The sequence below is a fragment of the Enterococcus gallinarum NBRC 100675 genome, from assembly GCF_001544275.1.
Classification (GTDB): Bacteria; Bacillota; Bacilli; order Lactobacillales; family Enterococcaceae; genus Enterococcus_D; species Enterococcus_D gallinarum.
Map to the genome: position 1 here is coordinate 35111 of NZ_BCQE01000022.1, position 25284 is coordinate 60394.

At 42.2% G+C, this 25284-nt stretch carries 21 protein-coding genes and 1 other annotated feature; of the genes, 6 read left to right on the top strand and 15 right to left on the bottom strand.

Annotation, left to right across the window (positions count from 1 at the left end; translation table 11 throughout):
• Positions 1 to 104 precede the first annotated feature (104 nt).
• The 5 genes from trmB to EG2_RS12920 all read right to left on the bottom strand — a co-directional run bounded on the left by trmB (position 105) and on the right by EG2_RS12920 (position 4198).
• Entirely contained in the window at positions 105 to 767 is a 663-nt protein-coding gene (gene trmB / locus EG2_RS12900) for a tRNA (guanosine(46)-N7)-methyltransferase TrmB (protein WP_060815080.1), read from the bottom strand.
• A 53-nt stretch (positions 768 to 820) separates the two neighbouring features.
• Positions 821 to 1600: a phosphotransferase family protein gene (locus EG2_RS12905; RefSeq protein ID WP_003128432.1), complete on the bottom strand. Its 780-nt coding sequence runs from the start codon at positions 1598 to 1600 to the stop codon at positions 821 to 823.
• Positions 1601 to 1704: 104 nt separating this feature from the next.
• Positions 1705 to 2916, bottom strand: coding sequence for an ABC transporter permease (locus EG2_RS12910; protein ID WP_060815061.1), 1212 nt, complete (start codon positions 2914 to 2916; stop codon positions 1705 to 1707).
• Positions 2913 to 3647: an ABC transporter ATP-binding protein gene (locus tag EG2_RS12915; protein WP_003128430.1), complete on the bottom strand. Its 735-nt coding sequence runs from the start codon at positions 3645 to 3647 to the stop codon at positions 2913 to 2915. The genes EG2_RS12910 and EG2_RS12915 overlap by 4 nt, the downstream gene beginning before the upstream one ends.
• A 74-nt stretch (positions 3648 to 3721) precedes the next feature.
• Positions 3722 to 4198, bottom strand: a complete 477-nt coding sequence (locus tag EG2_RS12920; protein WP_060815062.1) for a hypothetical protein — start codon at positions 4196 to 4198, stop codon at positions 3722 to 3724.
• A 196-nt stretch (positions 4199 to 4394) separates the two neighbouring features.
• Here EG2_RS12920 and EG2_RS12925 point away from each other — a divergent pair, with 196 nt between their 5' ends.
• From EG2_RS12925 to EG2_RS12935, 3 genes are all read left to right on the top strand, one after another.
• Positions 4395 to 4820, top strand: a complete 426-nt coding sequence (locus EG2_RS12925) for an HIT family protein (protein WP_005472896.1) — start codon at positions 4395 to 4397, stop codon at positions 4818 to 4820.
• Complete coding sequence (locus EG2_RS12930; RefSeq protein ID WP_060815063.1) at positions 4821 to 5186, top strand: YtxH domain-containing protein; 366 nt, start codon at positions 4821 to 4823, stop codon at positions 5184 to 5186.
• Positions 5187 to 5313: 127 nt separating this feature from the next.
• On the top strand, positions 5314 to 6342 hold the full coding sequence (locus tag EG2_RS12935) for a peptidylprolyl isomerase (protein ID WP_003128425.1): 1029 nt from the start codon (positions 5314 to 5316) through the stop codon (positions 6340 to 6342).
• 38 nt (positions 6343 to 6380) lie between these two features.
• Here EG2_RS12935 and EG2_RS12940 read toward each other — a convergent pair whose 3' ends face one another.
• The 5 genes from EG2_RS12940 to EG2_RS12960 form a co-directional block, all read right to left on the bottom strand.
• Positions 6381 to 7325, bottom strand: coding sequence for a 3'-5' exoribonuclease YhaM family protein (locus EG2_RS12940; protein WP_060815081.1), 945 nt, complete (start codon positions 7323 to 7325; stop codon positions 6381 to 6383).
• A gap of 28 nt (positions 7326 to 7353) precedes the next feature.
• Complete coding sequence (locus EG2_RS12945) at positions 7354 to 10014, bottom strand: ATP-binding protein (protein ID WP_071870146.1); 2661 nt, start codon at positions 10012 to 10014, stop codon at positions 7354 to 7356.
• Complete coding sequence (locus EG2_RS12950; protein ID WP_060815064.1) at positions 10011 to 11198, bottom strand: metallophosphoesterase family protein; 1188 nt, start codon at positions 11196 to 11198, stop codon at positions 10011 to 10013. The genes EG2_RS12945 and EG2_RS12950 overlap by 4 nt, the downstream gene beginning before the upstream one ends.
• A gap of 258 nt (positions 11199 to 11456) precedes the next feature.
• On the bottom strand, positions 11457 to 11798 hold the full coding sequence (locus EG2_RS12955; RefSeq protein WP_060815065.1) for a YlbF family regulator: 342 nt from the start codon (positions 11796 to 11798) through the stop codon (positions 11457 to 11459).
• Positions 11799 to 11868: 70 nt separating this feature from the next.
• Positions 11869 to 14025 carry a PBP1A family penicillin-binding protein gene (locus EG2_RS12960; RefSeq protein WP_060815066.1) on the bottom strand — a complete coding sequence of 719 codons (2157 nt, stop codon included), beginning with the start codon at positions 14023 to 14025 and terminating at the stop codon, positions 11869 to 11871.
• A gap of 193 nt (positions 14026 to 14218) precedes the next feature.
• Between EG2_RS12960 and EG2_RS12965 the strand changes: the two genes are divergently transcribed.
• Positions 14219 to 15070, top strand: coding sequence for an RluA family pseudouridine synthase (locus EG2_RS12965; RefSeq protein ID WP_060815067.1), 852 nt, complete (start codon positions 14219 to 14221; stop codon positions 15068 to 15070).
• Between the two features lie 95 nt (positions 15071 to 15165).
• Here the strand turns inward: EG2_RS12965 and EG2_RS12970 are convergent, their stop codons facing one another.
• Together EG2_RS12970 and EG2_RS12975 are read right to left on the bottom strand one after the other, a co-directional pair.
• The gene (locus EG2_RS12970) at positions 15166 to 15891 is read right to left on the bottom strand and encodes a pseudouridine synthase (RefSeq protein ID WP_060815068.1); all 726 of its coding nucleotides are present in this window, start codon (positions 15889 to 15891) and stop codon (positions 15166 to 15168) included.
• Between the two features lie 90 nt (positions 15892 to 15981).
• Entirely contained in the window at positions 15982 to 17628 is a 1647-nt protein-coding gene (locus EG2_RS12975; RefSeq protein ID WP_060815069.1) for a putative polysaccharide biosynthesis protein, read from the bottom strand.
• Positions 17629 to 17824: 196 nt separating this feature from the next.
• Between EG2_RS12975 and murE the strand changes: the two genes are divergently transcribed.
• Positions 17825 to 19339 carry a UDP-N-acetylmuramyl-tripeptide synthetase gene (murE, locus tag EG2_RS12980; protein WP_060815070.1) on the top strand — a complete coding sequence of 505 codons (1515 nt, stop codon included), beginning with the start codon at positions 17825 to 17827 and terminating at the stop codon, positions 19337 to 19339.
• A gap of 140 nt (positions 19340 to 19479) precedes the next feature.
• On the opposite strand, the gene EG2_RS12985 is transcribed toward murE, so the two are convergent.
• Positions 19480 to 19779 carry a DUF5960 family protein gene (locus EG2_RS12985; RefSeq protein ID WP_005472910.1) on the bottom strand — a complete coding sequence of 100 codons (300 nt, stop codon included), beginning with the start codon at positions 19777 to 19779 and terminating at the stop codon, positions 19480 to 19482.
• A 230-nt stretch (positions 19780 to 20009) separates the two neighbouring features.
• Between EG2_RS12985 and EG2_RS12990 the strand changes: the two genes are divergently transcribed.
• A complete protein-coding gene (locus EG2_RS12990) occupies positions 20010 to 20240 on the top strand; it encodes a hypothetical protein (protein ID WP_060815071.1) in 231 nt (76 codons plus the stop codon).
• A 356-nt stretch (positions 20241 to 20596) separates the two neighbouring features.
• On the opposite strand, the gene leuS is transcribed toward EG2_RS12990, so the two are convergent.
• Together leuS and EG2_RS13000 are read right to left on the bottom strand one after the other, a co-directional pair.
• Positions 20597 to 23011, bottom strand: coding sequence for a leucine--tRNA ligase (gene leuS / locus EG2_RS12995; RefSeq protein ID WP_060815072.1), 2415 nt, complete (start codon positions 23009 to 23011; stop codon positions 20597 to 20599).
• 87 nt (positions 23012 to 23098) lie between these two features.
• Positions 23099 to 23326, bottom strand: a binding site (T-box leader).
• Between the two features lie 43 nt (positions 23327 to 23369).
• On the bottom strand, positions 23370 to 25037 hold the full coding sequence (locus tag EG2_RS13000) for a LysM peptidoglycan-binding domain-containing protein (RefSeq protein ID WP_060815073.1): 1668 nt from the start codon (positions 25035 to 25037) through the stop codon (positions 23370 to 23372).
• Positions 25038 to 25284: the final 247 nt, after the last annotated feature.

Here is a 25284-nt window from a genome sequence, read left to right on the forward strand (position 1 = left end):
CTCCTAAAAAGAGATACGCAGCTTTTACTTTTCTATACAAAAAAACTGTAGAACAAAGACATTTTCTGCCTTGTACTACAGTCTGAACGCTAGGATTCGCTTATTTAATTTTTGGTCGTATCTTCTGGTGCCACAAATTGGGCTTCTACCCGGTAGATTCTTTGACCGCGGCTGGAAAACTTCTCTTCATACTCGGTCATGATATTTCCTTCATAGTCACTTTGATGAAGATCCAACCATACTTGTTTTAAAATCATACCATACTGTGAAAAGCTGGCGAGTGAATATTCAAATAAGCCTTGATTGTCCGTTTTGAAATGAATTTCACCATTCGGACGTAAAATTTGTTCATCGACTGCCAAAAAAGCTTTCGATGTTAGTCGGCGTTTCTCATGCTTCTTTTTTGGCCAAGGATCTGAAAAATTCAAATAGATTTGATCGACTTCATGATCCGCAAAATAATTCGTCAATGCGGAACCGTCAACGTGCAGCAGCTGCACATTAGGGATGTCTTGTTCGATCAGTTTATCCAGTGCAATGGAAACCACACTGATTTGCATTTCGATGCCAATATAATTAATTTCCGGATGTGCTTTAGCCATTTCGGTAATGAAACGGCCTTTTCCCATACCGATCTCAATATGCAATGGATGATCATTGCCAAATCGTTCCTTCCAACGGCCTTTCCACGCTGTCGGTTCAGCTACTACAAATTCGGGATGCGCTTGGACTAATTCTTCTGCTCCCGCACGTTTTCTTACTCTCATGTTGTTTCCTTTCCGAAAAAACAAGATGGAACTTGTTGCTTCGCTCCATCTTCTCATTCACTATAAATTCTTTTTAATTGCAGAATCTCTGCATTCATTGCTTTATAATCCCCGCGTTGGTAGTACTTCTTTACTTCCTGAAGCATACTTAATAAAGCATACCAATAAATTTTCTCAATCACTTCACTGCTGCCATGAATCCCGTAACGCACTAGCCAATGTGGCCAGCTGGATAATGGAACATAATGCCCTAAGATCGTACCGATATCCATTGCAGGATCCGCAAACATGATCGAATCCCAATCAACCAAATACAGATAGTTTTGGCAAACAAGCCAATTACGGTAATTGACATCCCCATGAACGACGGAGGCCTTTTGTTCCTGAAATTCTGGAATGTTCTCTCTTAAATAACGATAAACAATAGCAATAAAGCGATTTTGAACAACCGCTTTAGGTAAATTTTCTTCATATTCAACTAACATTTTTTCTGGCGTCATCACTTGACCACCGATTTTGCTTAGCATCTTCGCTAATGTTTTGGAATGGTGCAAATGATACAATACATCGATCACATCATTTCTTTGACCGATCTCTTCGGGGTCCAATACACGACCATCTAGCCACTCTTGAGCAGACAACGTATCGCCATTGCCGGTACGTTTGGTCCACACAAGTTTAGGAGTAATCCCCTCTTTGGAGAGTGCCGCAAGCATCGGGGTCGTATTTCGTTTGATAAAGACTTTATCATTGTCCTTCAAGCCAATGTAGGCTTTGCCGGTGTCGCCTTTGATTGGTCTCAGGCGCCAATCTTGATCCAAGCGAATATCCATCCTAGCTTCTCTCCTTATTTCACAGTATCTCTTATTCTAGCTTCCTAAAGAGTCAACGTCAAGCGCATATGCGTTCGGTTTTTTCGAGTAACGTCCAGCCATCTTTATTGACTTTGCATTTTTTTCAAGCGGGCAGGTACATAGAAAACCAAAAAGAGTCCTGTAAATAACAAAAAGCCCAACAGCACTAGCACTCCTTGCCAAAGAATTGTCACTCGGAACAAGCCGACTACACCAAAAATGAAAGCAGCACCGCCTAATAATCTAAGCAATAGCCATTTAATGGCTGTCTGTTTTTGTCCCTCCTCGATTGGATATAAATGAGTCAAAATCATGTACTGAAACTCATTATACATCGGCAGTAGCTGAAAACCGATCAAATAAAGAAACATACATCCTAACACTAGACTAAGCCACCATTCTTGAACAAAGAAAAGCACTAATACACCAATCAGTGTCAAACGGAAAAAAAGCCCGCTATATTGTTCCCCTCGCAAAAAGCGGCGAGCATATAGATAGCGATAAGTCTGTTCCTGTCCAAAAGGAATCCTATTCAACAGACCATCTAAATACTTGCGGCGTTTGGCTGCTGCTGTGATTTGAGGTACATCTGTGAACAAGTTGATAAACCGATAAATGCGATGAAGTCTCGTTTCTTCCATGTGGATCATGCGATCCCAATCTAATAGAAGGCCTGTCGGACGACACTGAAGGTTGAACCAAGCAGCTTGTAGAACAGCTAAGAGCAATCCAACCCAAGGCGCAACATACAGACTAGCTAAAAGGCTGCTCAATGCAGCAATCACCCACAGAACACGCTGATTGTTAAGCTGTTCTTGTCCTTGATAAAGAGACAAACGCTGTAGCCAGAGATCCGTAACTTTTAACAACCAAATCGTCCCTAAATAAAAGAAAAAGCTCGCAAACGTTTGTTCAGTAACTACTACGACTAAAGGCATCGTCGCACCAACGACTAAAAAGGAGACCCCAAAAGGCAGCCACATCGAATAACGCAGTGCTTGAGCAAGATAGTCCGCCATCTGCTTTTCTTTAGCTAAAAGAAAAATCAAATCTGCTGGTTTCACCAATGTTGCCAACTTGCCGACTGACAAAAGTGCCAACCAGATCAATAGCAATACGATTCCCCCCTGAGGGAACGGCCGAGGGAGCGTTTTTAACAAATTCGAATAATATAGACCCAATCCACCCATTAGAAATGTGCTGAGGATCGCAAAATGATCATTGAAAACATAACGCAAATAGCGACTCATCTGTTTCTGGTGTCGTTGCAAGCGTTGTGAGAAGAACCCCTTCATAGCTGACTCTCCTTTGTCAATGCTAAGTACAATTCATCGAGGGACGCTCCTTCAGCCCCAAATTGGCTTTGTAATTGCGACAGCGTTCCTTGGGCTCGAATCTCGCCATTGTGAAGCAGGATAAACTTGTCACAATATTTCTCAGCTGTAGCCAAGATATGGGTCGACATTAAAATTGATGCCCCGGTTTGTTTCATCTCATTCATCAATTCAAGCAATGCATTGATCGCCAATGGATCTAAGCCCAAAAAAGGCTCATCAATGATGTACAAACTTGGTTCAATTAGAAAAGCACACAAAACCATGACTTTTTGTTTCATTCCCTTAGAAAAATTTGCTGGAAACCAGTCCAACTTATTTTCCAAGCGAAATGTTTTTAATAACCGCTCCGCCCGTTGCAGTGCGACATCTTTAGGGATGTCATAAGCCATTGCCGTTACTTCGATATGCTCTTTTAAAGTCAATTCTTCATAAAGCGAAGGCGTTTCAGGAATGTAGCCGATCTGCTTGCGATACGCTTGCGGATCTTCTTTCAACGATAGTCCGTTGATAGTGATTTTTCCAGTGTGAGGTTGTAGCAGACCAATGATTTCTTTAATCGTGGTACTTTTACCAGCACCATTCAAACCGATCAACCCCACAAGTTCACCATCCGCGATCGAAAAATCAATATTTTTTAGAACAGGTAGCTGTGTATAACCGCCTGTTACATTTTCTACTTGTAATGTCATTTTCGTTCCTCCAATATCGACTATTATACCATGAAGCAGCGGTCAAAGAGCAGTCATCTACTTCTTGAAATCTGCTATTTTCCGTTATTAGTTATTTGAACAACATACTCGTGTCCAGCTACTTGCAACGGTTCTTTTGGCAACTCACTGCTACCAAAACGCTCGACCCACTTGTCTGCTTCGGACGCATCAAAAATGACGGCTTGAATTGCTCCGGCAGCTAAACGGGTCGTAAAGGCTTGGACAGCGGCTGGATCTTCATAGGAAACAAATGTAACTGTTATTTCGTGATCAGGCGCAACGTTTTGTTTCACCCAATCCGTCGCTGCTTTTTCAAATTCGGATTGGGTTGGTTGTTGCTCAGTTTCAGAAACGACAGCCACTGTATAAACAACTTCTTTTGGTCTTGTCATGGAATAGATCAGTGAACCTCCTACTAGAATGACTGCTAGTCCTGCAATCAGCCACTCCTTATACGCATAGGCAAGATAGCTGATTTTTTCTCGTTTGGTCTTTTTTTTCTGTAACGTTTCTTTAATGATTGGTTTCATCGTATCCGTCCTTTTCTATTTCTGCTTTTAAGTCTATTGGTGCAAGCGGACAAATGCAAGCGTTTCTCTCCACAAACATCCGTACTTTACATGGAAAAGAAGCGATGGCCTGCTTTTGAAGGAATTCAAGAACAAAAACTGTCGAAATCAGCAGAATATGGTAAAGTAGGACTAGAAGAACAAGGAGGTTTATGAAATGGAAAATTGTATTTTTTGTAAGATCAACAATCGTGACATTCCTAGTTACAAAGTATATGAGGATGATCAAGTCTATGCCTTTTTGGATATTTCCCAAGTAACACCTGGACATACATTAGTTATTCCGAAAGTCCACGTAACGGATATTTTTGAGTATGATGAAGCCCTTGCTGCAGAGGTCTTTGCTCGCGTTCCTAAAATCGCTCGGGCAATCGAAAAAGCCTTTCCTGAGATCAATGGACTCAACATAATCAATAACAATAAAGAATTGGCTTATCAATCTGTTTTTCATTCCCATATTCATTTGATTCCTCGTTACGATGAGAAAGATGATTTCTCGATGCATTTCGGTAATCATGCAGAGGATTACTCACAAGAACAGCTAACAGAGATCGCTGAAAAAATCGGAAAGCTGGTGGACTAAATGATCGGTAACTTTATCAAAGGTTTGTTATTCGGCTCTCTAGCCGGCGGATTAGGCGGGCTGCTATTTGCACCAAAAAGCGGCAAAGAAACCCGCGAACAAATGATTCGTTATGTCGATGAGACCACGGAAGCGACTCTTGAGTTTAATGAAAGTGTCAAAAACTTAAAAGATGCTGTCACATTGACGCGTAAAACGGTTGACGAAACGATTCCTGTTGTCAAAGAATCTTTCACAAAAGATTTTGAATCATTCAAATTCCAAGCACAGCCAAGAATCGAGCGGATAAAGACCCACGTGGATCGTTTGAACCAACATGTCACGACGATTCAAGCCAAATCAGTTCCCCAAGAAGAAAATAATTAGCAAATATTGGAGAATCTATGAATTTTGTTTGAAACATCATTTGTTTTCTTCCCAATTAAAAAAAGAGTGTGGTATAGTATTAGCTGTGATTCTTTGAAATATTTAGAAAATAGGAGTGCTTAAACGAATGAAGAAAAAATTGATTTTAGCAGCAGTCAGTGCACTAAGCGTTTTGACATTAGCTGCTTGTTCCGGAAGTTCAAGTAATGAGATTGCAACCATGAAAGGCGGTAAAATCACGGTTGAAGATTTTTACGAACAAGCAAAAACAGATCAGAATAACCAAAGTCTTATCCGCCAATTGATCGTCTTAAAAGTCTTCGATCAAAAATATGGGGATGATGTTACAGAGAAAATGATCGACAAACAATACGATCAAACTGCGAAACAATATGGCGACAGCGATAAATTTGAGTCTGCATTGGAAGCTTCTGGGCTTACTAAAAAAAGCTATCGTGAACAAATCAGACAACAATTAGCATTACAAGAAGGTCTAAAAGCGAACATGGATATCGGTGATGATGAGCTGAAAGCAGCTTGGGATTCTTTCCATCCAGAAGTTGAAGCACAATTGATCAAATTGACTAGTGAAGATGATGCGAAAGATGTATTGAAAGAAGCTCAAAAAGATGGTGCTGACTTTAGTAAATTAGCAAAAGAAAAATCAACAGACACAGCGACTGCAGAAGATGGTGGTACAGTCAAATTCGACTCAACCTCAACAACTGTGCCAGCTGAAGTACAAACAGCTGCCTTTGCATTAAAAGATGGTGAAATTTCAGAGGTCATTTCTGCTACGGATGCTTCTACTTATACAACAAGCTACTACATTGTCAAAATGGTCAAAAACCAAGACAAAGGCAACGACATGGACAAATACAAAGATCAAATCACAGAAATCGCACAAAACACGCTATTGAACGATTCTACATTCGTGGCAAAAACGATTGGTAAAGAATTGAAAGCTGCCAATGTGAAAATGAAAGATGAAGATCTAGCTGATATTCTTTCTGACTATGTTTCTGCAGCAGAAACAAAAGATTCAACTGATTCTTCTGCTACAGATGCATCAGATAACAAAGAGAATGCAACTGATTCCACAAAAGAATCAACTGAAACAACAAGTTCATCTGCTACAGATTCCTCTGAAAAATAACAGCAAAAAAAGATTGGCAAAAGCCAATCTTTTTTTATTTATACATCTTTCGGCACATAAAAACTACGATTATCCATCCCAAAAATCCGCTCAGTGTATTCTCCTGGTTCCGTTAAGCGAATAGATGACAACATCATTTGCATAGAAGCATCGATGTTATCGATTTGATGCAGGATCTCCGCCTCCATAATTCTTGGGCGAACTGGTGAGCCATATTCCAACAATCCATGATGAGCCAAAACCATGTGCCGCAGCACAACGATATCTTCTTGTTTATCATCAAATTTAAGAGCAATACACGCTTGGGTAATTTCTTCATCTACTAGCACTAAATGTCCAACCAGATTTCCAGCTAATGTATACTCTGTCGTCATTGGACCCGTCAATTCAATCACTTTTCCTAAATCATGCAGGATAATTCCTGCATACAAAAGCGGTGCATTGATTTCCGGATACTCTTTGACCAAAGATTTTCCGATTCGCAACATTGTCGTTGTATGGTAAGCCAATCCACTAGCAAAGGCATGGTGATTCCGTTTAGCTGCTGGAAAATCGAAAAATTCTTTCTTGTATTTATTCAGCAAAAAACGAACGATACGATTCCAATGAGGATTGGTGATTTCAAACAATGTCTGATTGATTTCCTCTTCCATGTCTTCTTTTTTCAGAGGGGCTCTTTCCATGTACTGGCTCGGGTCATGAGGTTCTTCTGGTTTTGCCAGACGCAGATGCAAAATCTTGACTTGGGGATTTCCTTGATAAACTTCTCGCTTTCCATCTAATAAAACGACCTTACCAGCCTCGAAGCGATTGATTTCTTCCTCAGAAGCATCCCAAAACTTTCCGTCGATTGTTCCAGAAGTATCTTGAAAAGTAAACGCGATAAACTTTTTGCCATTTTTTGCGATACGAACATCCGCATTTTTAATCAGCAAAAACAGTTGAAACGTCTCATCTACGGTCAATTCTCGAATTTTTTTCATGTTAACATTTGGCGCATAGCCAAATTTCTCACATCCTTTGACTAAGTTCTTGTACGGATTGCTGGTATTTATGATAATAGCTTACCATTTCTTGGTCAGAAGACAAACAAATTACTTGGTAATATTGGCCAAACTCAGCGAATAATTCCGCTAACCGTTCTTTTCGTGCACTATCATAATGCAACCAGCCATCATCGATAATGATGGGACTAAGAGGATGATTTTGTTGCAACGCAAGATAACCGAAGCGGATCGCCATGATCAGCTGATCTTTTGTTCCTGTTGATAGATCGATGATCGAATAACTATCGCTAGCATTGCTGGCAACTAATTGTCCCTCATGCAGTGTTACTTGGTGATAGCGGTCATTGGAAAGCAATCTGAAATATGTCGAAGCTTTTTCTAGTAATTGCGGCAATTGTTGCTCAGACAATTCAGTCGTCAAATCGGACAATACCGAAGCAGCTAATTGTCGACTGCTCCAAGCAAGAGCCAATTCCTCGATTTTTGCCCGCAGTTCGCTTTCTTCCTGATAGAGCTGACTCAGCGTACCGCTTTTTTGGCTGGCGGCTACTTCTAGTTCAAGCCGTTGCCTTTGCTCTGCCTTTTGTCGACTAAGCTGGTGCAGCTCTTTTTGCTTTTGTGCCACTTGCGTTTTCTTTTCCAGCAATTCTTCTTGCGTGATTGGTTCCGGGAAAATCGAATCCAGCATGACTGCTAATTCGGCTTCCCGCTTTGCTGCCCGTTGATGCGTCTCCCATTGTTTGAGCCAAAGACTGATTTCTGCTGGCTGATCAATGCCAGCTTGTGAGAGAATCTCTTGAGAAGCCTCCAACAATGCAGTCCGCTCCGCCTTTTTGCGAGCAAGTTGCTGCGCCAACAACGTGCTGGGCTGCTGTAAACGCGCCAATTTAACAGCCTGCATCTCTTCATTGAATTCATGCAATAGCTGAGCCTGCTCCAGTATTGTCTTATTTTGCAGGGGCAACCAATCAGCAAAAGGTGTAAACACCGCTTGATAAGGCTGAAGCTGTTCTGTGACCTCTTGCAGTTGTTCTTTGGCTTCGCGAAGCTGGCGAGCATACAACTGATAATTAGTAACATCCTCTTGGTACTGCAGCAAGAAGACCGACCATCTGTGATAAGGTTCCGTTCCAAAAAAAGGTTGCAGCGCCTGACGCCATCGTTCATTCTGCTGTTTTTGTAAATTATTGGCTTCTGTCAAATCTGCGATCTCTGAGGCAATCAGATCCGTTTGCAACAATAACTCTTGCCATTGTTTTTTGCTGTCACCTTGTTTATGAGGACGTTGTTTCATCGCCTCCCAAATTGCTAGTCCAATACCAACGGTGCCAGCCGCTATACACAACCAGCGCCAAGGAGACGGTAAAAAGAATGCTGCAATACAAGCAACCAAACCACCTACTAATGGCACCATAGGAATAGCCATTTTTTGCTCTCCCATCAATCCTGGGTGCGCCTGTTCCAACCGTGATAAAGCATGTTGAAGATGATTTTCCTTCTCTTTTAACCACTCTAAGCGCTTGTTTGCTTCCTCTAACTGGTAGTCGCTTTGCTCCAGATTCATTAATTGTTCCTGAATTTGTTCTGTCTGCAGTGGTGGTGATTCTTTTGACCATTGCCGTCTATTGATCAGCTGGTTCAACGCCATTCGTGCTTGTTGTTCCTTTTCTAGCGCCTGTTCCTGCCGATCCATCAATCGGGCCATCTCAACTTGTTTCTGAAGGATCTGAGTGATCAAATGTTCGTTGTCCAGATAAAAGAAATATTTATCTGAAGCTTGCCCTTGTTCCAAACGATCAAGTTCTGCCTCTTTTTGATGAATATCTTCTGTTAAGTGCTGATAGGTCTGATAAAATCTGCTGATTTCCTGAGCGTCTTTTTCCGCTACTGCAGCTGGCTGGCTTGATAGCTGTTGCCATTCTTCATACAATGGCCAATGGCTGATCTGTTGTTGAACAGCTTGATAAGCATTGCTTTGCACTTGCTGCTGTTCTTCTAGCTGCCGCAATTCTTTTTGAATCTGTGAAATCTGCTGATACTGCTGTTGCAAGCGATGTTCTTCGCTTTCTTTTTGGGCAATTTTTTCCTGTAGTTTTTCCAAGCGTTTCAACGCTTGGTTCAAAGGGAGTTTTTGTCCCCGCGGTTTATAATTTTGTTGATTGATTGCTTCATAGCGAGCCACTTGTTGCAGCATCTTCTGACTCCCACTGATTCCCAAAGAAATCAGTGCTTGATGCAATTCATTTTCTTGCAGCTTGTCAATTTGGGCAAGTTGTTCTTGCTGAAAAGTAAATACATCGAAAAACAACGTCTGATTCAAGGGTTGCAGCAACTGTGCCAGCATTTCCTCGTCGCCGGTCTGCCCGTTGAAATGGACTTTGGCTCTTCCTCGATCGATTTGACGGTAACGTTCGATCATCACTTCCCCGTAAGGTTCGACAACTAGCCACAATCTGCCTCCATAAGCGGCCCCATTTTTTGGGGTATAATCCTTTTTCTTAGCTGTTCTTTTAGGAAAACCAAACAGCATAGCCGCAATAAACTGATACAATGTCGACTTGCCGATTTCATTGTTGCCAAAAAGCAATTGATTTCCTTGGGAAAATTCAATCACTTGATCATGGTAACGGCCAAACCCGGTGATCTCTGCTTTTAAAATTTTCATACTTCTTCCTCCCACTGGAAATCATTCTCCAGCAAGTGTTTCGTCTGCTGTAAGACCTCTTCTTGAAAGGCACCTTGATCAATCCCGCGATAAAGTAACGAATGACGAAGCAAATCATTCAGTCCTTCAGCAAAAATAGACGGGTCTTGATAAATAGCTAGTAATTGATCGACATAGGACGCCGGGATCGCTAATGGAATTTTGTCTGTCTCTGTTTTGTAGACTTCGATTGCATAAATTGTCTGTAACACGTCTCTTGACAGCTGCTCGTTCAAATAGGCGATCATTTCATTTTTTTCTGTTTCAGAAAACCAATCTGAAGATAACTGATCCGTATCTGTCAGCACTAATTTGATCAGTCGTGGCTGACTCGTGTTGACCTCCTTCAAGATCGTTTGCAAAATCGAACGCTGATCCTTACAAGCTGCTAATGAGACCTCTTGCTGGGCCCATTTGATCTCAGCCAGATCGATCGGCTGAATCTCGGTACCCTGAGCACTCAAAGTGGCTAAAACAACGCCTGTATCTTGTTCTTTTTGCGTTTTGCCTTGTGGGGTCCCTGGATAAACGATCGCAGGCTCTTCTGAAAGGATCTTAGGAACATGAATATGACCTAGTGCCCAATAATCATAGCCTTTCTGCTTCATTTCACTCATAGAAAAGGGTGCATAATGTTCCCCTGCACTATCCCCGTGGTACATACCGATATGGAAATCAACCGCTTGGCGATTGGGAAATTCCCTGATCTTGTTCTGTGTAATCCAAGGCTGCTGATAACTAAACCCACTGATAGCATAGGTCTCACCATTTCTGGTTACGCCTTTGATCGTTTCAACCGTTTCACTGGGAAACAGCACAACATTCTCAGGAAAATCAAACCAATAACGCTGCGGATCATAGTAATCATGGTTTCCAAAGATCATATAGACAGGGATCTCTGCTGACGCAAGTCGGGAAATCTCTTGAAAAAAGTCATGCTGGATCCGCAGACTTGGACGGGCTTGGTGGAAGGTATCCCCCGCCAAGAGAACAAAATCCACTTCATGCTCCAGTGCCGTATCAACCAGTTTATTGATTATTTTTCGATTGATCAGTGGAAGCTGCTCTTTGACGTTATCCGATAACATGCGGATCCCTTCGAAAGAACGATCAATATGCAAGTCAGCACTATGTAAAAAACGCATGATACCTTTCCCCCTTTTGCTTCTATCATAACATTTCTTTGTTTTTTCGTCAGCAAAATACGAAAATTTGTTCGCCTTTTTGAACAAAAAAATTCGAAGAGTCGAGGAAGTCCCCGATCCTTCGAATGTTGTCCGCTCAAATTAGCCTATAACGCTATCTAAAGCACTGTAAATCGGCATAGAATGAGCACAAGTCCGAGCCCTCTGTTTGAGAACCCCTTGTCTCTTTTGGGCTGCGGTAAGCCAGCAAGCTAGCGCTTAGGCTTCGTATAAGTCCCGCACAGGGCCCATGATGATTCGATTCAAATCATTGGCCACCAGACTAAATGCTTGCTCTTTTTGCATCAATTCCGAAACGATTGGATCTTGCTGAATTTTTTGAGAAAGTTCTTGTGCTTGCTGTGCTTCTTCTTCTGTCATTTCTTGACCTGACATCATTTTTTGTTGCAAAGCTTGTTGCAAGCCTTGGAACTCCTTGAATAAGCTATATGCTTCTTGGTTTTCTTTCAAACGATCAAACGAGGCTTTTAAATCTTGAAACTGTTCAGATTCCCGTAATTCTCGTTCTAATTGATTCGCTGTATCATAAATGTTTGCCATGCTATTCCCTCACTTTATTTTTTTCTTATTATAACATACTGTTCGGATGCACATGCAGTAGAAGCTAGCATCAATTACCATTGATCGTATTCCATAGATTACCAAAAAGTTCTTTGGTTCCTTGTTTGACGCGCTCACCAAAATCTTTTAATCCTTCTTTGGCATTTTCGGCAAACTCGTCAACTGATTTTTTCCAGTCATCGTTGTCCGTTGATTCATTTGGATCTGGCACTTCATCTGCTGCCATCAGTTTCCCACCAGTCATATAGGCATCTGCTACTTGGAACTGACTTCCTTGGCTGTAAGGCAAGAGACTTTCGGCTTCCGCTTTAAATATCTTGCCGACGACTTGCCCACTAGTTCCAGTCAAATAGTGTTCGGCACTCGTTTGTTCAAAGCCCAGCCAGGTAGAGATTACGAGATCAGGTGTATACCCAACGATCCACTGATCATTGACTTTTGATAAATCAAAGTTTGTTTCCGTTGTACCGGTTTTTCCTGCGATCGTAAAGCCATAAGGGCTAGCGCTGACCCCGGTTCCATTAGAGAAGGTACCCAGCATCATGCTTGTCATCTTGTCTGCTGTTTCTTTGGAGATGACTTGTTTTCCTTTGACTGAAGTATTATCTACAATAACCGCGCCCGTTGAATCAACGATTTTGGTGATCAAATGCGGTTGGTAGTAATAGCCTCCGCTAGCAAAGACACCATACGCGGCAGCCATGGTCAGCGGTGATTCGCCAGTTTCCAATCCGCCTAACGCCAATCCCCAATATTTGTCCGATTCTGACAATGTTAGCCCAAATTCCTGAGTCTTTTTGTATCCACGGTCGAGACCAATTTCATGAAGTGTCCAAACAGCTGGCAGATTTAAACTTTGAGCCAATGCTTGATACATCGGCACTTCACCGGAATAGGTTCCATCGTAATTCTTTGCCTCATAATAACTTTGAGGTTTGTCTTCCAAAATACTATCTGGATTATAGCCCGCTTCGATTGCAGGTGCATAAACACTGATGGGTTTGATCGTCGAACCTGGCGAGCGTTTCATTTGGGTAGCAAAATTGAACCCGCGAAAAACATGTTCACCTCGTCGCCCTACCAATGCTTGAACACCGCCAGTTGTCGGATCTAATGCCACCGAACCTGATTGGACCATCGTTCCATCAGACGCATTTTCTGGAAAGAGCGCATCGTTTTTATAGGCAGCTTCCATTTGTGCCTGATAGTTTTGATCCAATGCTGTGTAGATTTTGTATCCACGATTCATCACATCATCCGCATCAAGTCCGTAAGACTCCGCTTCATCGATCACTGCATCAAAGTAATAGGGATATTTATAGCCAGATTCTGAATTCCCATAGCCATCGTACAACAGGCTAGCTATTGAAACTTGTTCTTCTTGATCGGCAACAGATTGATCCAGCATTTTGTTGTCCACCATCAGTCCTAGAACAGTATCTCGTCGGTTCGTCGCATTTTCCGGATGATCGATAGGATTATAAATTGATGGACCTTTAAGCATACCTACTAAGGTAGCTGCTTCTCCCACCGTCAAATCTGAAGCATTGACACCAAAATATTTGAGCGAAGCATCTTGAATCCCCCAGACTCCGTTACCAAAATAGGAACTGTTCAAATACATTTCCAATATTTCATCTTTTGAGTATTTTTTTTCGATTTCAATCGCTAGAAACAGTTCTTTGGCTTTTCGGCTAAAGGTTTGATCGAGAGAAAGATAGGCATTTTTTGCTAGCTGTTGCGTAATTGTACTCCCACCGCCACCTTCTGCACTACGATTGACTACCATCCGCAATGCCGCCCGAGCGATCCCTTTGATATCAAACCCATGGTGATTATAAAAATTGCGGTCTTCCGTTGAGATCAGTGCGTGAACGACTGCTGGGGAGATGCTTTTTAAATCAACATAGGTGCCCTTTTGAGAATAGAGCTGCCCAGCTTCTTCTCCTTTCGCATCGTAGATCACAGTGGACTCTTTCAATCCTGATTCTAATTCACTAACTTTGGTATTCTTGGCGATATAAAACAAGTAACCGCTCATCACTAAAATACCCACTAAAGTCAGTAAAATAACTATTTTATTCACATGATATTTCTTCCAAATGCGTTTGCGCCATTGATGGAATTGCTGTAGATAAGGCTTGATCCAATGCCAGAAAGTTTGGATCGATTCTTTTATCTTGTGAAGGATTTGTTTCAAATCCATTTCTCCACGCTCCTTTTATCAAAGTGTAGCATAAATCAAACCGTTTGGAATACGGCTCTAGCAGTAAATTTCATCCACAAAAGATTGCTCGTCAATTCTATCAGCGAAACTTCTGTTTTTTGTTGTTTTTTTTATAAGAAAATCTTAAAGATGCTATAATAGCAAATAGATCACGTCTTAGAAAGGGATTTTTATGGAATATACCATTACATTACCTAATGACCATCCTCGAACAACGATTCGGGAATTATTAGAACAAGAATGGCTCGTCCCTCGCAAAGTACGCCATTTACTACGAACCCGCAAAAATGTACGCGTCAACGGCGAAACAGCCCTTTTCCATCAGGAAGTAGCAGGTGGGGATCAGCTCACGCTTCTTCTAGAAGAAGCAGATTACACGTATCAGCCAGTGATTCCTGGGAACAAAGAGGAGATTACGGTGTTGTTTGAAGATGAACATCTGATCGTTGTCAATAAACCCGCTGGTATCAAAACCCACCCCAACCAACCGAATGAAACCGGCACACTTCTAAATGATCTGGCTGCATATCTTGCACCAGAGACAAGACCCTATGTCGTTCACCGATTAGATAAAGAGACCAGCGGCGTCATTTTATTTGCTAAAAACCCCTTAGTCTTGCCTATTTTGGGACGAATGCTTGAAAGTAAGCAAATTTATCGTCGCTACCAAGCAACAGTCTGGGGACAATTGGATCAAAACCAAACCATTCGCAAAAAAATCGGACGCGATCGCCACGACCGTCGCAAACGAGTCATTGACCCACGCAATGGCTTATCTGCGGTGACACACGTTGAGATTGCCGCTCGCAATGCCCAAACGACTTCGATCTATTGTGTATTAGATACAGGACGTACACATCAGATTCGTGTCCACCTTGCCAGCATTGGACACCCTATCGTCGGAGACCCTCTTTATCAGAAAAAAACTGCAGCTCGCCTTGAGCTGCATGCCTATGAACTTTATTTGACCCATCCATTCTCACAAGAGTCACTGCAGATCAAAGCGCTGCCTGGGCTCTGGTGATGGACAGAATGTTTCTGAAGCAGCAGAGATATTGCCCATTCTAGTCTCATTCCACATACTGGGCACAGCCGTCAGTCTTCATTCGCTGCAACAATTCAACCTTCCGCTGGTTCAGCAGAGAGCTGTGCCAGCTCTTTTTCTGTCACTAGGCGATACTCTCCTAATGCCAAATCTTTCGGCAGCTGTAAACCGCCCATTCGAATACGTTTGAGATAAGTCACTTCTTTTCCCACTGCCTGCACCATTCGTTTTACTTGGTGAAACTTCCCTTCATGCAAAATCAAGGTAATCGTGGATGTCTCGGCCTGCTCGTCTACCTTTAAAATGGTTAGCTGTGCCGGCATGAGAGCTTCCCCATCCAGTTCGATTCCTTGGAGAAATTGTTGACGATCCTCTTCGGTCATGATCCCTCGAACTTCTGCATAATATTCTTTTTCGACGTGTTTTTTGGGTGACAATAACCGATGAGCTAGCTGACCATCATTCGTAATTAGCAGTAGTCCTTCGGTGTCTTTATCCAAACGACCGACTGGAAAAAGATCCCGGCGATAATCTTCCGCCGCAAACAAATCCAAGACCGTCTTTTCAGGATCGGTCGTTGCAGAAATCACACCAGCCGGTTTGTTCAATAAATAATAGAAATCTTTCTGGTAACGTACCAGTTCTCCTGCAAACGAAACCTGATCCTCTTGTTCAGCTACTTGGAATTTATCACTTTTGACTTGTTGACCATTGACCGCAACAAAGCCTTTCTTGATTGCTTGCTTCACTTCTTTTCGTGAGCCATACCCCATATCTGCTAAGAATTTATCTAGTCGCATGTTTTCTCGCCTCTTTCTTTGCGATCTTTTTTACTGAAAAAACCGCCTGATCGGTCCATGCGATCTCAGCGGCTAATCAGGTTTATTGGATTATTTGATTCGCAATTTCTTACGCAAACGAATCATTGATGAGCCCAGTAGTTTTTCTGCTAAGCGGATTTTCAATGCCATATAAATATAGGCCCCGCCACCGACTGCTGCAACCAGTAGAGAAAGAATAAAGGCTTGGACTTTGCGATCCGAACTTAAGACTAGACCAAACAATTGCCGAGCAATCAGCGCGATCACTAACATAATGAGAGTCATCAGGAAAATCAAAACCGTTCTTCTAAAGGTCAACTTGGCATTGAAGTGGCCTTTAGTCAGCATTTTTCTAATATTCAGCCAGCAAGTCACACCAAGTGCCAATGTTGTAGAGACTAAAGGTCCATAAACTTGGAACAGCCAGATGGCCGGATACTGCAAAATAAATTTTAGCAGCAAACCAATAAAGAAGAAGATAACCGCTTCTGTGTTATGGTACATCCCTTGCAGCATGCTAGAAGTCAGCATGAACAAGCCCAGGATTAAGCCAGAGATACAAGCAGCAACGAGGACGCTTGCCCCTAATGTATCCGGTCGATAAAACAATGTATACAATGGATATGCCAATACGATCATTCCAAACGTAGCAGGCAGCATGACAAAGGAATACAACTGGAGGTTATTACTGATCAATTTAGCTAAATTTCCTTGATTCTTTTTCGCTACTGCTTCACTGATTAAAGGCAACCCTGTAGATGCCATCGACGTTGCTAAGCCGATCACGACCATTGTCAGCTTGTCTGGATTGCTGCCAAAGATTGCCATCATGTCTAAGAGCTGATCATTTGAATATTGTGTAAATCCTTTCATAATTCGAACAAAGGTATACTGATCCACAAGTTTAAAAATTGTGATCCCAGAACCAACAATAATAAAAGGAATCGCTTCTTTGATGGTGGATAAAACCAATTCTTTGGTTTGAATCTCTGTTTCTTCTTTGCTCATGTCCAGCAAAACATCCATCCGAACCCGCTGCTTCTGGAAATAATAAACCAAAACCAGAACACTTGCTAAAACGCCGATAAAGGCAGCAAACGTTGATTGAGTCACAGCAGCTGTGTAGTCGCCTTCTACCACCCGCATGATAATAAACGTTGCCAACAGCATATAGAAGACTCGCGCGATCTGTTCAACGATCTGAGAAATCGCGAATGGTTTCATGTCTTGATTTCCTTGGAAATATCCTCGCATCACACTCATACATGGAAAGACCAAAAGTGCCACGCTTAAGGAGCGCATCGTTGGAATCAATTCTTCTCCGCCACCAGATGCGGTTGCCAGCCAAGGAGCGACTATGTACATGATACCAGCAGTTACTACCCCGAATCCTGCCATCAACTGTAAAGCTCTCAGGAACAAGCGCTGACTTGTACGATACTCTTCTCTTGAGTTGTAGTAGGAAATCTGTTTCGCAATCGCTGCTGGAATTCCTGCAGTAGAAATCATCAAAAACAAAGCATAGACATTGTAACCCATTCCAAACAATGCATTTGCTTTATCTCCGTTGGCTCCCATCCAGTAGTACCACGGCAAAATATAGATCGCACCGAGCAACCGAGAACCAATGTTTCCCAGTGTCATCCAAGCCGATCCTTGAGCCATTTTTTCTTGTGTCGTTAATTGTTTTGACGCAGATTGCGTATGATTATCCATGGCAGTTCTCTCCAACTTTCTACAAACATATCCCCTTCATTTTAATTCGAAAAAGGACTTCGAGCAATCTATTTTTGCAACATATTAAAGTTTCTTCACATTATTGAAGAAGAAGGACCAATCTCGTGCTGTCTTCCATTCGATTTGCCTGAATATGCTATAATAAACTAAACTTTTTGAAACGAGGAGAACCAAGATGTCACTACCTACCATTACCCCCCATCAGATCCGCGGGTTGTTGATCGAAGCAAATCTATTAAAAGAGTTTATCGGCCAAGAATGGCATTATACCGTTCCACAAGAAATGAACGACTTGATCTTTACCTCATTAAGTTATGACTCGCGTCAGACAGACGCAAATACGCTATTCTTCTGTAAAGGTGCCGCGTTCAAAGAAAGCTACTTGGAAAGTGCCGTTGCTCAGGGTCTTCAATGTTATGTTTCGGAACACCCTTATGAGAATTGTTCCGCCTATGGCATCATCGTTACAGATATCCGAGCAGCCATGGCTTGTATTGCTCAGGCTTTTTACAACAATCCGCAAGATCAGCTGTTTAAAATTGGAATCACAGGAACAAAAGGCAAAACGAGCTGTGCTTATTTTGTGCGGGAGATTTTAGCCAAAACAACCAATCAGAAAGTAGCTTTTTTCTCCTCTGAAGAAAATACTGTTGACGGAAAGAACTATCAGGAAGCAGTTTTGACGACTCCGGAAACGTTAGACTTGTATGCTATGATGGCCGAAGCAGTCGCTAATGGTATGACACATCTAGTAATGGAAGTCTCTTCCCAAGCTTATAAAACCAAACGTGTCTCCGGGATCACTTATGAAATTGGAATCTTTCTAAATATTTCGCCCGATCATATCGGTCCAGTAGAACATCCGGACTTTGATGATTATCTTTTCTGCAAACGCGAGTTGATCCACAATAGTAAACAAATGATCATTAACCGACAAAGCGATTATTTTGAGCTATTGAAAGAAACTTGTGCTGCTCATCAAGTACCATTGATCACCTATGGCCAATGCGATGGAGATTATCAAGTATTACCAGCGGAATCGGGCGATCCTAAATCATTCCGCATCCATTCTGAAAAAGATATTTTTCTTGTGAATGGCGACTATCAGTTGGCTTTGCTAGGAGAATTCAATCACGACAATGCTACTGCTGCAATCGTTGCTGCTTGTCTTGCGGGAGCTACCCAAGAAGAAGCCCAATCTGTCTTGCCTAATGTAACGATCCCAGGACGAATGATCGTTCTGGAAAAACAAAATGGCGCATTGATCATCGTTGATTATGCCCACAACTACTTAAGCTTTAAGTCACTGAGTGAGCTAGCCCATACATTGCGGCCAAAAGGACGGCTGATTTTTGTGACCGGCAGTGCCGGCGGCAAAGCAGAATCACGACGTCCTGACATGGGTCGAGCGCTTTCTGAGTATGCAGATAAAGTCTATTTAACTTCTGATGACCCTAACTTTGAGGATCCTCGTGCTATCGCTGCCGAGATAGCCGCTGCGATCACTGCACCTACTGTCATTATTGAAGAACAGATGGACCGCAGCCTTGCGGTTCAATCAGCGGTTGCTGAAGCCACTAGTCAAGATATCGTGATTCTAGCTGGTAAAGGCGCTGAGCAATATTTGAAAGTCAATGGTCAAAAAGAACCTTATGAAGGTGATCTGCAGATCGCTCAGCGTTTGCTTTGATTTTTTCATTGCCTCACCTATCCGTTAACAACAAACACCCAAAGAATGACAGCATCAAGCAGGTCATCCTTTGGGTGTCTATTTTTGTGTCTATGCAAATGGCACTTAAAAAGTTCTTGATTTAAGTACCTTGCTGAAAATTATGGTTGTTCATCCTCATAGGTTTCATAGACATAAGGAGCGCCATCATAGCGAAATTCTGTCGAGATTGCTGCGTCCAAATCTTCGGTATACATGAATTTGCTGAAAGGAAACAGAAAGACTTCACCGTCTTTCGTTTTTTCCGCTTCCACTCGGTAGATTAGCTGGTCCGCAGTCAATTGCTGATTCAGCTGTTCCAACACGTCATCGATCACTTCTTCTTCTTGGTAACCTGCTTTTGCTACTCGTTGATAATCATTGAAAAAAGCCTCTTGGCCTTCAAAAGATTGATAGTCCATTTTTATTCCTTCTTTCTGTGCTTTCATTTGCGTTAATTCTATTATACGAGACCCCTCTTAGTTCAGCGAATTATTTGATTGCCGTTTCACTTAGAAAGAGACAGCTGACTAGAAAAATATGTCAAATTCATTTCAAGTGTATTACGAATCAATGATTTGACAAAATCGCATTGAAGACTTTTTCATTTTTTGTATAATGGGACATAGAGAATATTAAAGGGGCAGACGCAATGAACAGCACAAAGAAAAAAATCTTCTTTGGAACAGGGGCAACAGTAGGTTTTCTAGCAATGATCGCATTGGTCGGACAATTTTTAGTAGCAAACCACTTGATCGGCACAAATGATTCTTCCACAGAAATCTTCACTCGCGCAACATATCCAAATGGCTTTCTATTGGTGATCTTCATTCCATTAGTGGCTACAGCTGTATTGTTTTACGGCATTATTCGCAAAAAATAGTATGCAGCGGCAGTTGATGTTTGCATCAGCTGAACCGCTGCTTTTTTGTACAAAAAAAGGTGGGGACAGAAGTGTTAAACTCCGAGAAATACGGAGGAATACACAGAAATTGCTTTTCAAATTTTTGGGTATTTCGTCTTATTTCTCGGAATTGCATCTGCTCCCGCCGTTTAGACAGGTTTAGAGGGACCGTGCCATAAGTCATCATCCAACAAGTTAAACCGAATAGTATTCTATTGCTAGGATAGATTCCTCTGACTTTTGCGACGAGGAGTCACTGCACCGCAGGAGCAATACTAGTTAATGTTCGGATAGTTTTACTTGTAGGAGACTTATGGCACAGTCCCTCTTTTCAATTAATTAGCGACGATATTGACCAATTTATTTGGTACAACGATGATTTTGCGAATCGTTTTTCCATTCAATTGTTCTTTTACCAGTTCATTTGATTGAGCTAACTGTTCGAGCGTCGCTTTGTCTGCATCCGCAGGAACTTTGGCTTTTGCGCGAACTTTGCCGTTCACTTGGAATACCACTTCGATTTCATCTTCGACTAGCGCACTTTCATCATAAGTTGGCCATGGCACATAAGAGATGCCCTCTTTATTTCCGAGAATTGCCCATAGTTCCTCACCGATATGAGGGGCAATCGGTGCCAACAATTGGACAAATCCAGCAACGTATTCATATGGTAGTGCATCGGCTTTATATGCTTCGTTCACAAAGACCATCAGCTGTGAAATAGCCGTGTTGAAATGAAGCTGTTCAAAATCTTCGGTAACTTTTTTAACTGTTTGGTTGTAAACTTTACTTAGTTTGCCATCATTGAATGTAGTAATTCGATCACGCATTTTGCCATTTTCATCCACGATCAGACGCCAGACGCGGTCTAGGAATTTACGGCTGCCTTCCAAGCCGTTTTCATTCCATGCGATCGACGCATCTAATGGACCCATGAACATTTCATACATGCGCAGTGTATCTGCTCCGTATTGTTCGATGACATCATCCGGATTTACGACGTTTCCGCGAGACTTCGACATTTTTTCATTGTTTTCCCCAAGGATCATTCCTTGATTGAATAATTTCTGGAATGGTTCTTTTGTCGGTACGACACCAAGATCATAAAGGAACTTATGCCAGAAACGAGCATAAAGTAAATGAAGCACTGCATGTTCTGCCCCACCGATATAGATATCTACTGGTAACCAGCGTTTCAATTTGTCAAAATCGGCTAAGCGATTTTTATTATGAGGGTCAATAAACCGCAAGAAATACCAAGAACTCCCTGCCCATTGTGGCATCGTATTCGTTTCACGACGTCCCTTCATGCCTGTTTCTGGATCAACGACATTGACCCACTCGCTGACATTCGCCAATGGCGATTCACCTGTACCACTTGGCTTGATATTATCGGTTTTTGGCAAGCGTAGTGGCAATTGATCTTCCGGAAGAGTTGTTGTAGTACCGTCTTCCCAATGAATGATCGGGATCGGCTCACCCCAGTAACGCTGCCGAGAAAACAGCCAGTCTCGCAGACGGTAGCTGATTTCTTTTTTACCGACTCCTTGTTCTTCTAACCAGTGGTTCATTTTTTCAATTGCAGCTTCTTTATCTAGACCATCCAGAAACTCTGAATTGATATGAGGACCGTCTTCAGTATAAGCAGCTTCTTCAACGTCTCCCCCAGCCACAACAGGAACGATTTCTAACCCAAAAGTTTTTGCAAATTCATGGTCACGTTCGTCATGAGCTGGCACAGCCATGATCGCACCAGTACCATATGAAGCCAACACATAGTCAGCAATCCAAATTGGCACTTCTTTCCCATTCGCTGGATTGACCGCATAGGCCCCTGTGAAGACACCTGTCTTTTCTTTAGACAAATCGGTACGATTCAAATCGGACTTCTTCGCTGTTTCTGCTACATATGCCTCAACCGCTGCTTTTTGCTCCGGTGTAGTGATGGCTTGTACCAACTCATGTTCAGGAGCCAAAACCGTATAAGTGGCACCGAACAATGTATCTGGTCGTGTCGTAAAGACGGTGAATGCTGCATCGCTACCCGCTACTTTGAAGGTGACATTGGCACCCACAGAACGACCAATCCAATTCCGTTGCATTTCTTTGATGCTCTCAGGCCAATCAACTTCTTCTAGATCATCTAGCAAGCGATCCGCATAAGCCGTGATCTTCAACATCCACTGACGCATAGGTTTGCGAATAACATCGTAGCCGCCGCGTTCACTTTTGCCATCGATCACTTCTTCATTGGCGATAACCGTTCCTAATTCTGGAACCCAATTGACAGGAACTTCTGCTTCATAAGCTAACCCTTTTTCATAAAGTTTGGTAAAAATCCATTGCGTCCATTTATAGTACTCAGGATCTGTCGTGTTGATCTCACGATTCCAATCGTAACTAAACCCCAGTGAATTGATTTGACGACGGAATGTTTCAATATTTTTTTTCGTAAACTCTGCCGGATCATTCCCCGTGTCCAATGCATATTGTTCAGCAGGCAACCCAAAAGCATCCCAGCCCATGGGATGAAGAACGTTGAATCCTTGGCTGCGCTTGAAGCGGCTTAGAATATCCGTCGCTGTATATCCTTCTGGATGCCCTACGTGCAATCCTTGTCCAGAAGGGTATGGGAACATGTCTAACGCATAAAACTTTGGTTTATCTGGTTGATCGTGGGTATTGAACTCATTTTTCTTAGCCCAATATTTTTGCCATTTTTTTTCAATTTCTTTGTGATTGTAGTTCACTATGGACGCCTCCTAAAAATTGGTGCTCTGACTTGATCAAAAATCAGCAGAACTTAAAAAAAGTCCTATAAAAATCACTATTGATTTTTATAGGACGTTATAAACGTGGTACCACCTAATTTTATCTGTTATGAAACAGACCTCGATGTGTTAACGACCATCGCCGTATCTGCCTACTTTGAGCGGTTCTGAGAAACACTCATTTCAGTCAAATATCACTTGAAGGCGAGTTCGAAAGGTCTTCTATGCATTTCCACCAGCCATGCACTCTCTTGATTCCAACACGTTTCTACTATTCCTTCTCAAATGTGAAAGATTCTTTGCACTTATCCTATCAAAAAAACAGCGGAATAGCAATCTATTTTACGCGAACGCTTTGGCCAGGATAAACAAAGTTGTCTTTAATGTTATTCCATTGAATGAATTGATCTCTGGAAATACCAAATTTATCCGCAATTCCCCAGACAGAATCGCCAGATACTACGGTATAGTTGCTCGTACTTGCCGTCTGATTCGCAGCCGTTGCCGTACCGCTGACCCGTACGCTTTGACCAGGATAGACGTAATCATTTTTGATATTGTTCCAACTGCGGAATTGGTCCATCGTGATACCAAATTTATTAGCAATCGACCAAACCGAGTCCCCTGACGCCACTGTATACTTTTGACTGCCAGCTGATGAAGAAATGCTCGTAGAAGCTGTGGTCGGGCTACTTGTCTGTTTGTTTCCAGAATTTTTTACGATCAATGCTTGACCGGGATAAATAAAGTCATTTTTGATATTGTTCCAGCTGCGCAATTGATCCATCGTGATGCCATGCTTATTCGCCACACTCCAAACCGAGTCCCCTGAAGCAACTGTATAACTACCAGCATTGGTTGAACTTGTTGCTGTAGTCGTGTCGGCCTGACTTTTTGACCCAGTACCATTTTTTACGACTAAGCGTTGACCAGGATAAATAAAGTCATTTTTGATATTGTTCCAGTTGCGCAATTGGTCCATCGTGATACCATGCTTGTTCGCCACACTCCAAACCGAGTCCCCTGAAGCAACGGTATAACTACCAGCACTTGCTGTCGTGGTAGATATGGTCCCTGTATTCGTCGTTTGTTTGGCAGTACCACCATTGATCGTCAGTTTTTGTCCTGGGTAGATAAAATTATTGCGAATATTGTTCCAGCTACATAGCTGATCCATTGTGATGCCGAATTTATTAGCGATTCCCCAGACAGAATCCCCTGACGCAACTGTATAGCCTTGACTACCAGAAGAAACTGACGATGTCGCTGCTGGCTTGCTGACAGGATTTGTAGCGGTATTGGGCGTACTGACCGTTGCTCCACCACCGGCATTGCCTGAAGCTGGTGTATCATATTTAGTCAAGCCATACTGCTGGATCACCGTATTCAATGAAGAAGCATAGTTGGGCGCTGTTGCGTAACGACCTGTCAACCATTGGGTTGCATCACGGTAAGAAGACGTATTGCTCTTCCAAGCACCTGCATAATAATAATTACCGTTTCCTAGCGAAACATTTCTTAATGTTCGTGCATTGTCTTCAAAAGATTCTTTGTAAGAAGGGTATTTTTTGAAGGGTTCTTTCATAGTCAACCATTGATTGTTTAAATACTCTGCTGTGTTCATATAGACTGTCTGACCATTATGACTGCCCTTGATTCCAAAAAGATTATGGTTAGGTGATTGGGACAGGGCACTTCTTCCCCAGCCGCTTTCAAGAATAGCTTGTGCGATCATGACTGAAGCATAAAGATCATTTGCTTGGGCAACAGGCTGTGCATAAGTTGCTATTTCCGTAATGAATGCTGCTGTATTAGGTGCAGCAAAGTTACTTCTCACCACAGTATTTTCTACGGCATCCGCTTGAACTGGAGTCAGCAAAGGCGCTACTACTGAGCAAGCGGTTATGGTTGTCCCTACAACAGCGGCACTTTTTCTCATCGTTTGATAAAATTCACTGGACTGTCCTTCTCTGCGACGCTCTTTGCGCGATAAACTCATGTTCATGAACGTTCCTCCGTCTTCTATTTTTTTCCTACGTTTAGTATACAATTTCTTAAGATTTTATAAAAGTTATTTCCTTCTTTTCGCCAAACTGTAAACTCTTTGTAATCTAACGTACATTATTCGAAAGAAGAAGTAAGCGACAATTTCTTGTTATACAATATTGTCCCTCAAGAAACACCCCTGCGCCACTGTCTTTTGTCCCTCCAAGATAAATGGTATAATAGACTCACTATGTTTGCCTGTAGAA

Bases quoted from the DNA above. Each gene is read 5' to 3' on its own strand.
- trmB (WP_060815080.1), bottom strand. From the start codon at position 767: ATGAGAGTAAGAAAACGTGCGGGAGCAGAAGAATTAGTCCAAGCGCAT.
- EG2_RS12905 (WP_003128432.1), bottom strand. From the start codon at position 1,600: ATGGATATTCGCTTGGATCAAGATTGGCGCCTGAGACCAATCAAAGGC.
- EG2_RS12910 (WP_060815061.1), bottom strand. From the start codon at position 2,916: ATGAAGGGGTTCTTCTCACAACGCTTGCAACGACACCAGAAACAGATG.
- EG2_RS12915 (WP_003128430.1), bottom strand. From the start codon at position 3,647: ATGACATTACAAGTAGAAAATGTAACAGGCGGTTATACACAGCTACCT.
- EG2_RS12920 (WP_060815062.1), bottom strand. From the start codon at position 4,198: ATGAAACCAATCATTAAAGAAACGTTACAGAAAAAAAAGACCAAACGA.
- EG2_RS12925 (WP_005472896.1), top strand. From the start codon at position 4,395: ATGGAAAATTGTATTTTTTGTAAGATCAACAATCGTGACATTCCTAGT.
- EG2_RS12930 (WP_060815063.1), top strand. From the start codon at position 4,821: ATGATCGGTAACTTTATCAAAGGTTTGTTATTCGGCTCTCTAGCCGGC.
- EG2_RS12935 (WP_003128425.1), top strand. From the start codon at position 5,314: ATGAAGAAAAAATTGATTTTAGCAGCAGTCAGTGCACTAAGCGTTTTG.
- EG2_RS12940 (WP_060815081.1), bottom strand. From the start codon at position 7,325: ATGAAAAAAATTCGAGAATTGACCGTAGATGAGACGTTTCAACTGTTT.
- EG2_RS12945 (WP_071870146.1), bottom strand. From the start codon at position 10,014: ATGAAAATTTTAAAAGCAGAGATCACCGGGTTTGGCCGTTACCATGAT.
- EG2_RS12950 (WP_060815064.1), bottom strand. From the start codon at position 11,198: ATGCGTTTTTTACATAGTGCTGACTTGCATATTGATCGTTCTTTCGAA.
- EG2_RS12955 (WP_060815065.1), bottom strand. From the start codon at position 11,798: ATGGCAAACATTTATGATACAGCGAATCAATTAGAACGAGAATTACGG.
- EG2_RS12960 (WP_060815066.1), bottom strand. From the start codon at position 14,025: ATGGATTTGAAACAAATCCTTCACAAGATAAAAGAATCGATCCAAACT.
- EG2_RS12965 (WP_060815067.1), top strand. From the start codon at position 14,219: ATGGAATATACCATTACATTACCTAATGACCATCCTCGAACAACGATT.
- EG2_RS12970 (WP_060815068.1), bottom strand. From the start codon at position 15,891: ATGCGACTAGATAAATTCTTAGCAGATATGGGGTATGGCTCACGAAAA.
- EG2_RS12975 (WP_060815069.1), bottom strand. From the start codon at position 17,628: ATGGATAATCATACGCAATCTGCGTCAAAACAATTAACGACACAAGAA.
- murE (WP_060815070.1), top strand. From the start codon at position 17,825: ATGTCACTACCTACCATTACCCCCCATCAGATCCGCGGGTTGTTGATC.
- EG2_RS12985 (WP_005472910.1), bottom strand. From the start codon at position 19,779: ATGGACTATCAATCTTTTGAAGGCCAAGAGGCTTTTTTCAATGATTAT.
- EG2_RS12990 (WP_060815071.1), top strand. From the start codon at position 20,010: ATGAACAGCACAAAGAAAAAAATCTTCTTTGGAACAGGGGCAACAGTA.
- EG2_RS13000 (WP_060815073.1), bottom strand. From the start codon at position 25,037: ATGAACATGAGTTTATCGCGCAAAGAGCGTCGCAGAGAAGGACAGTCC.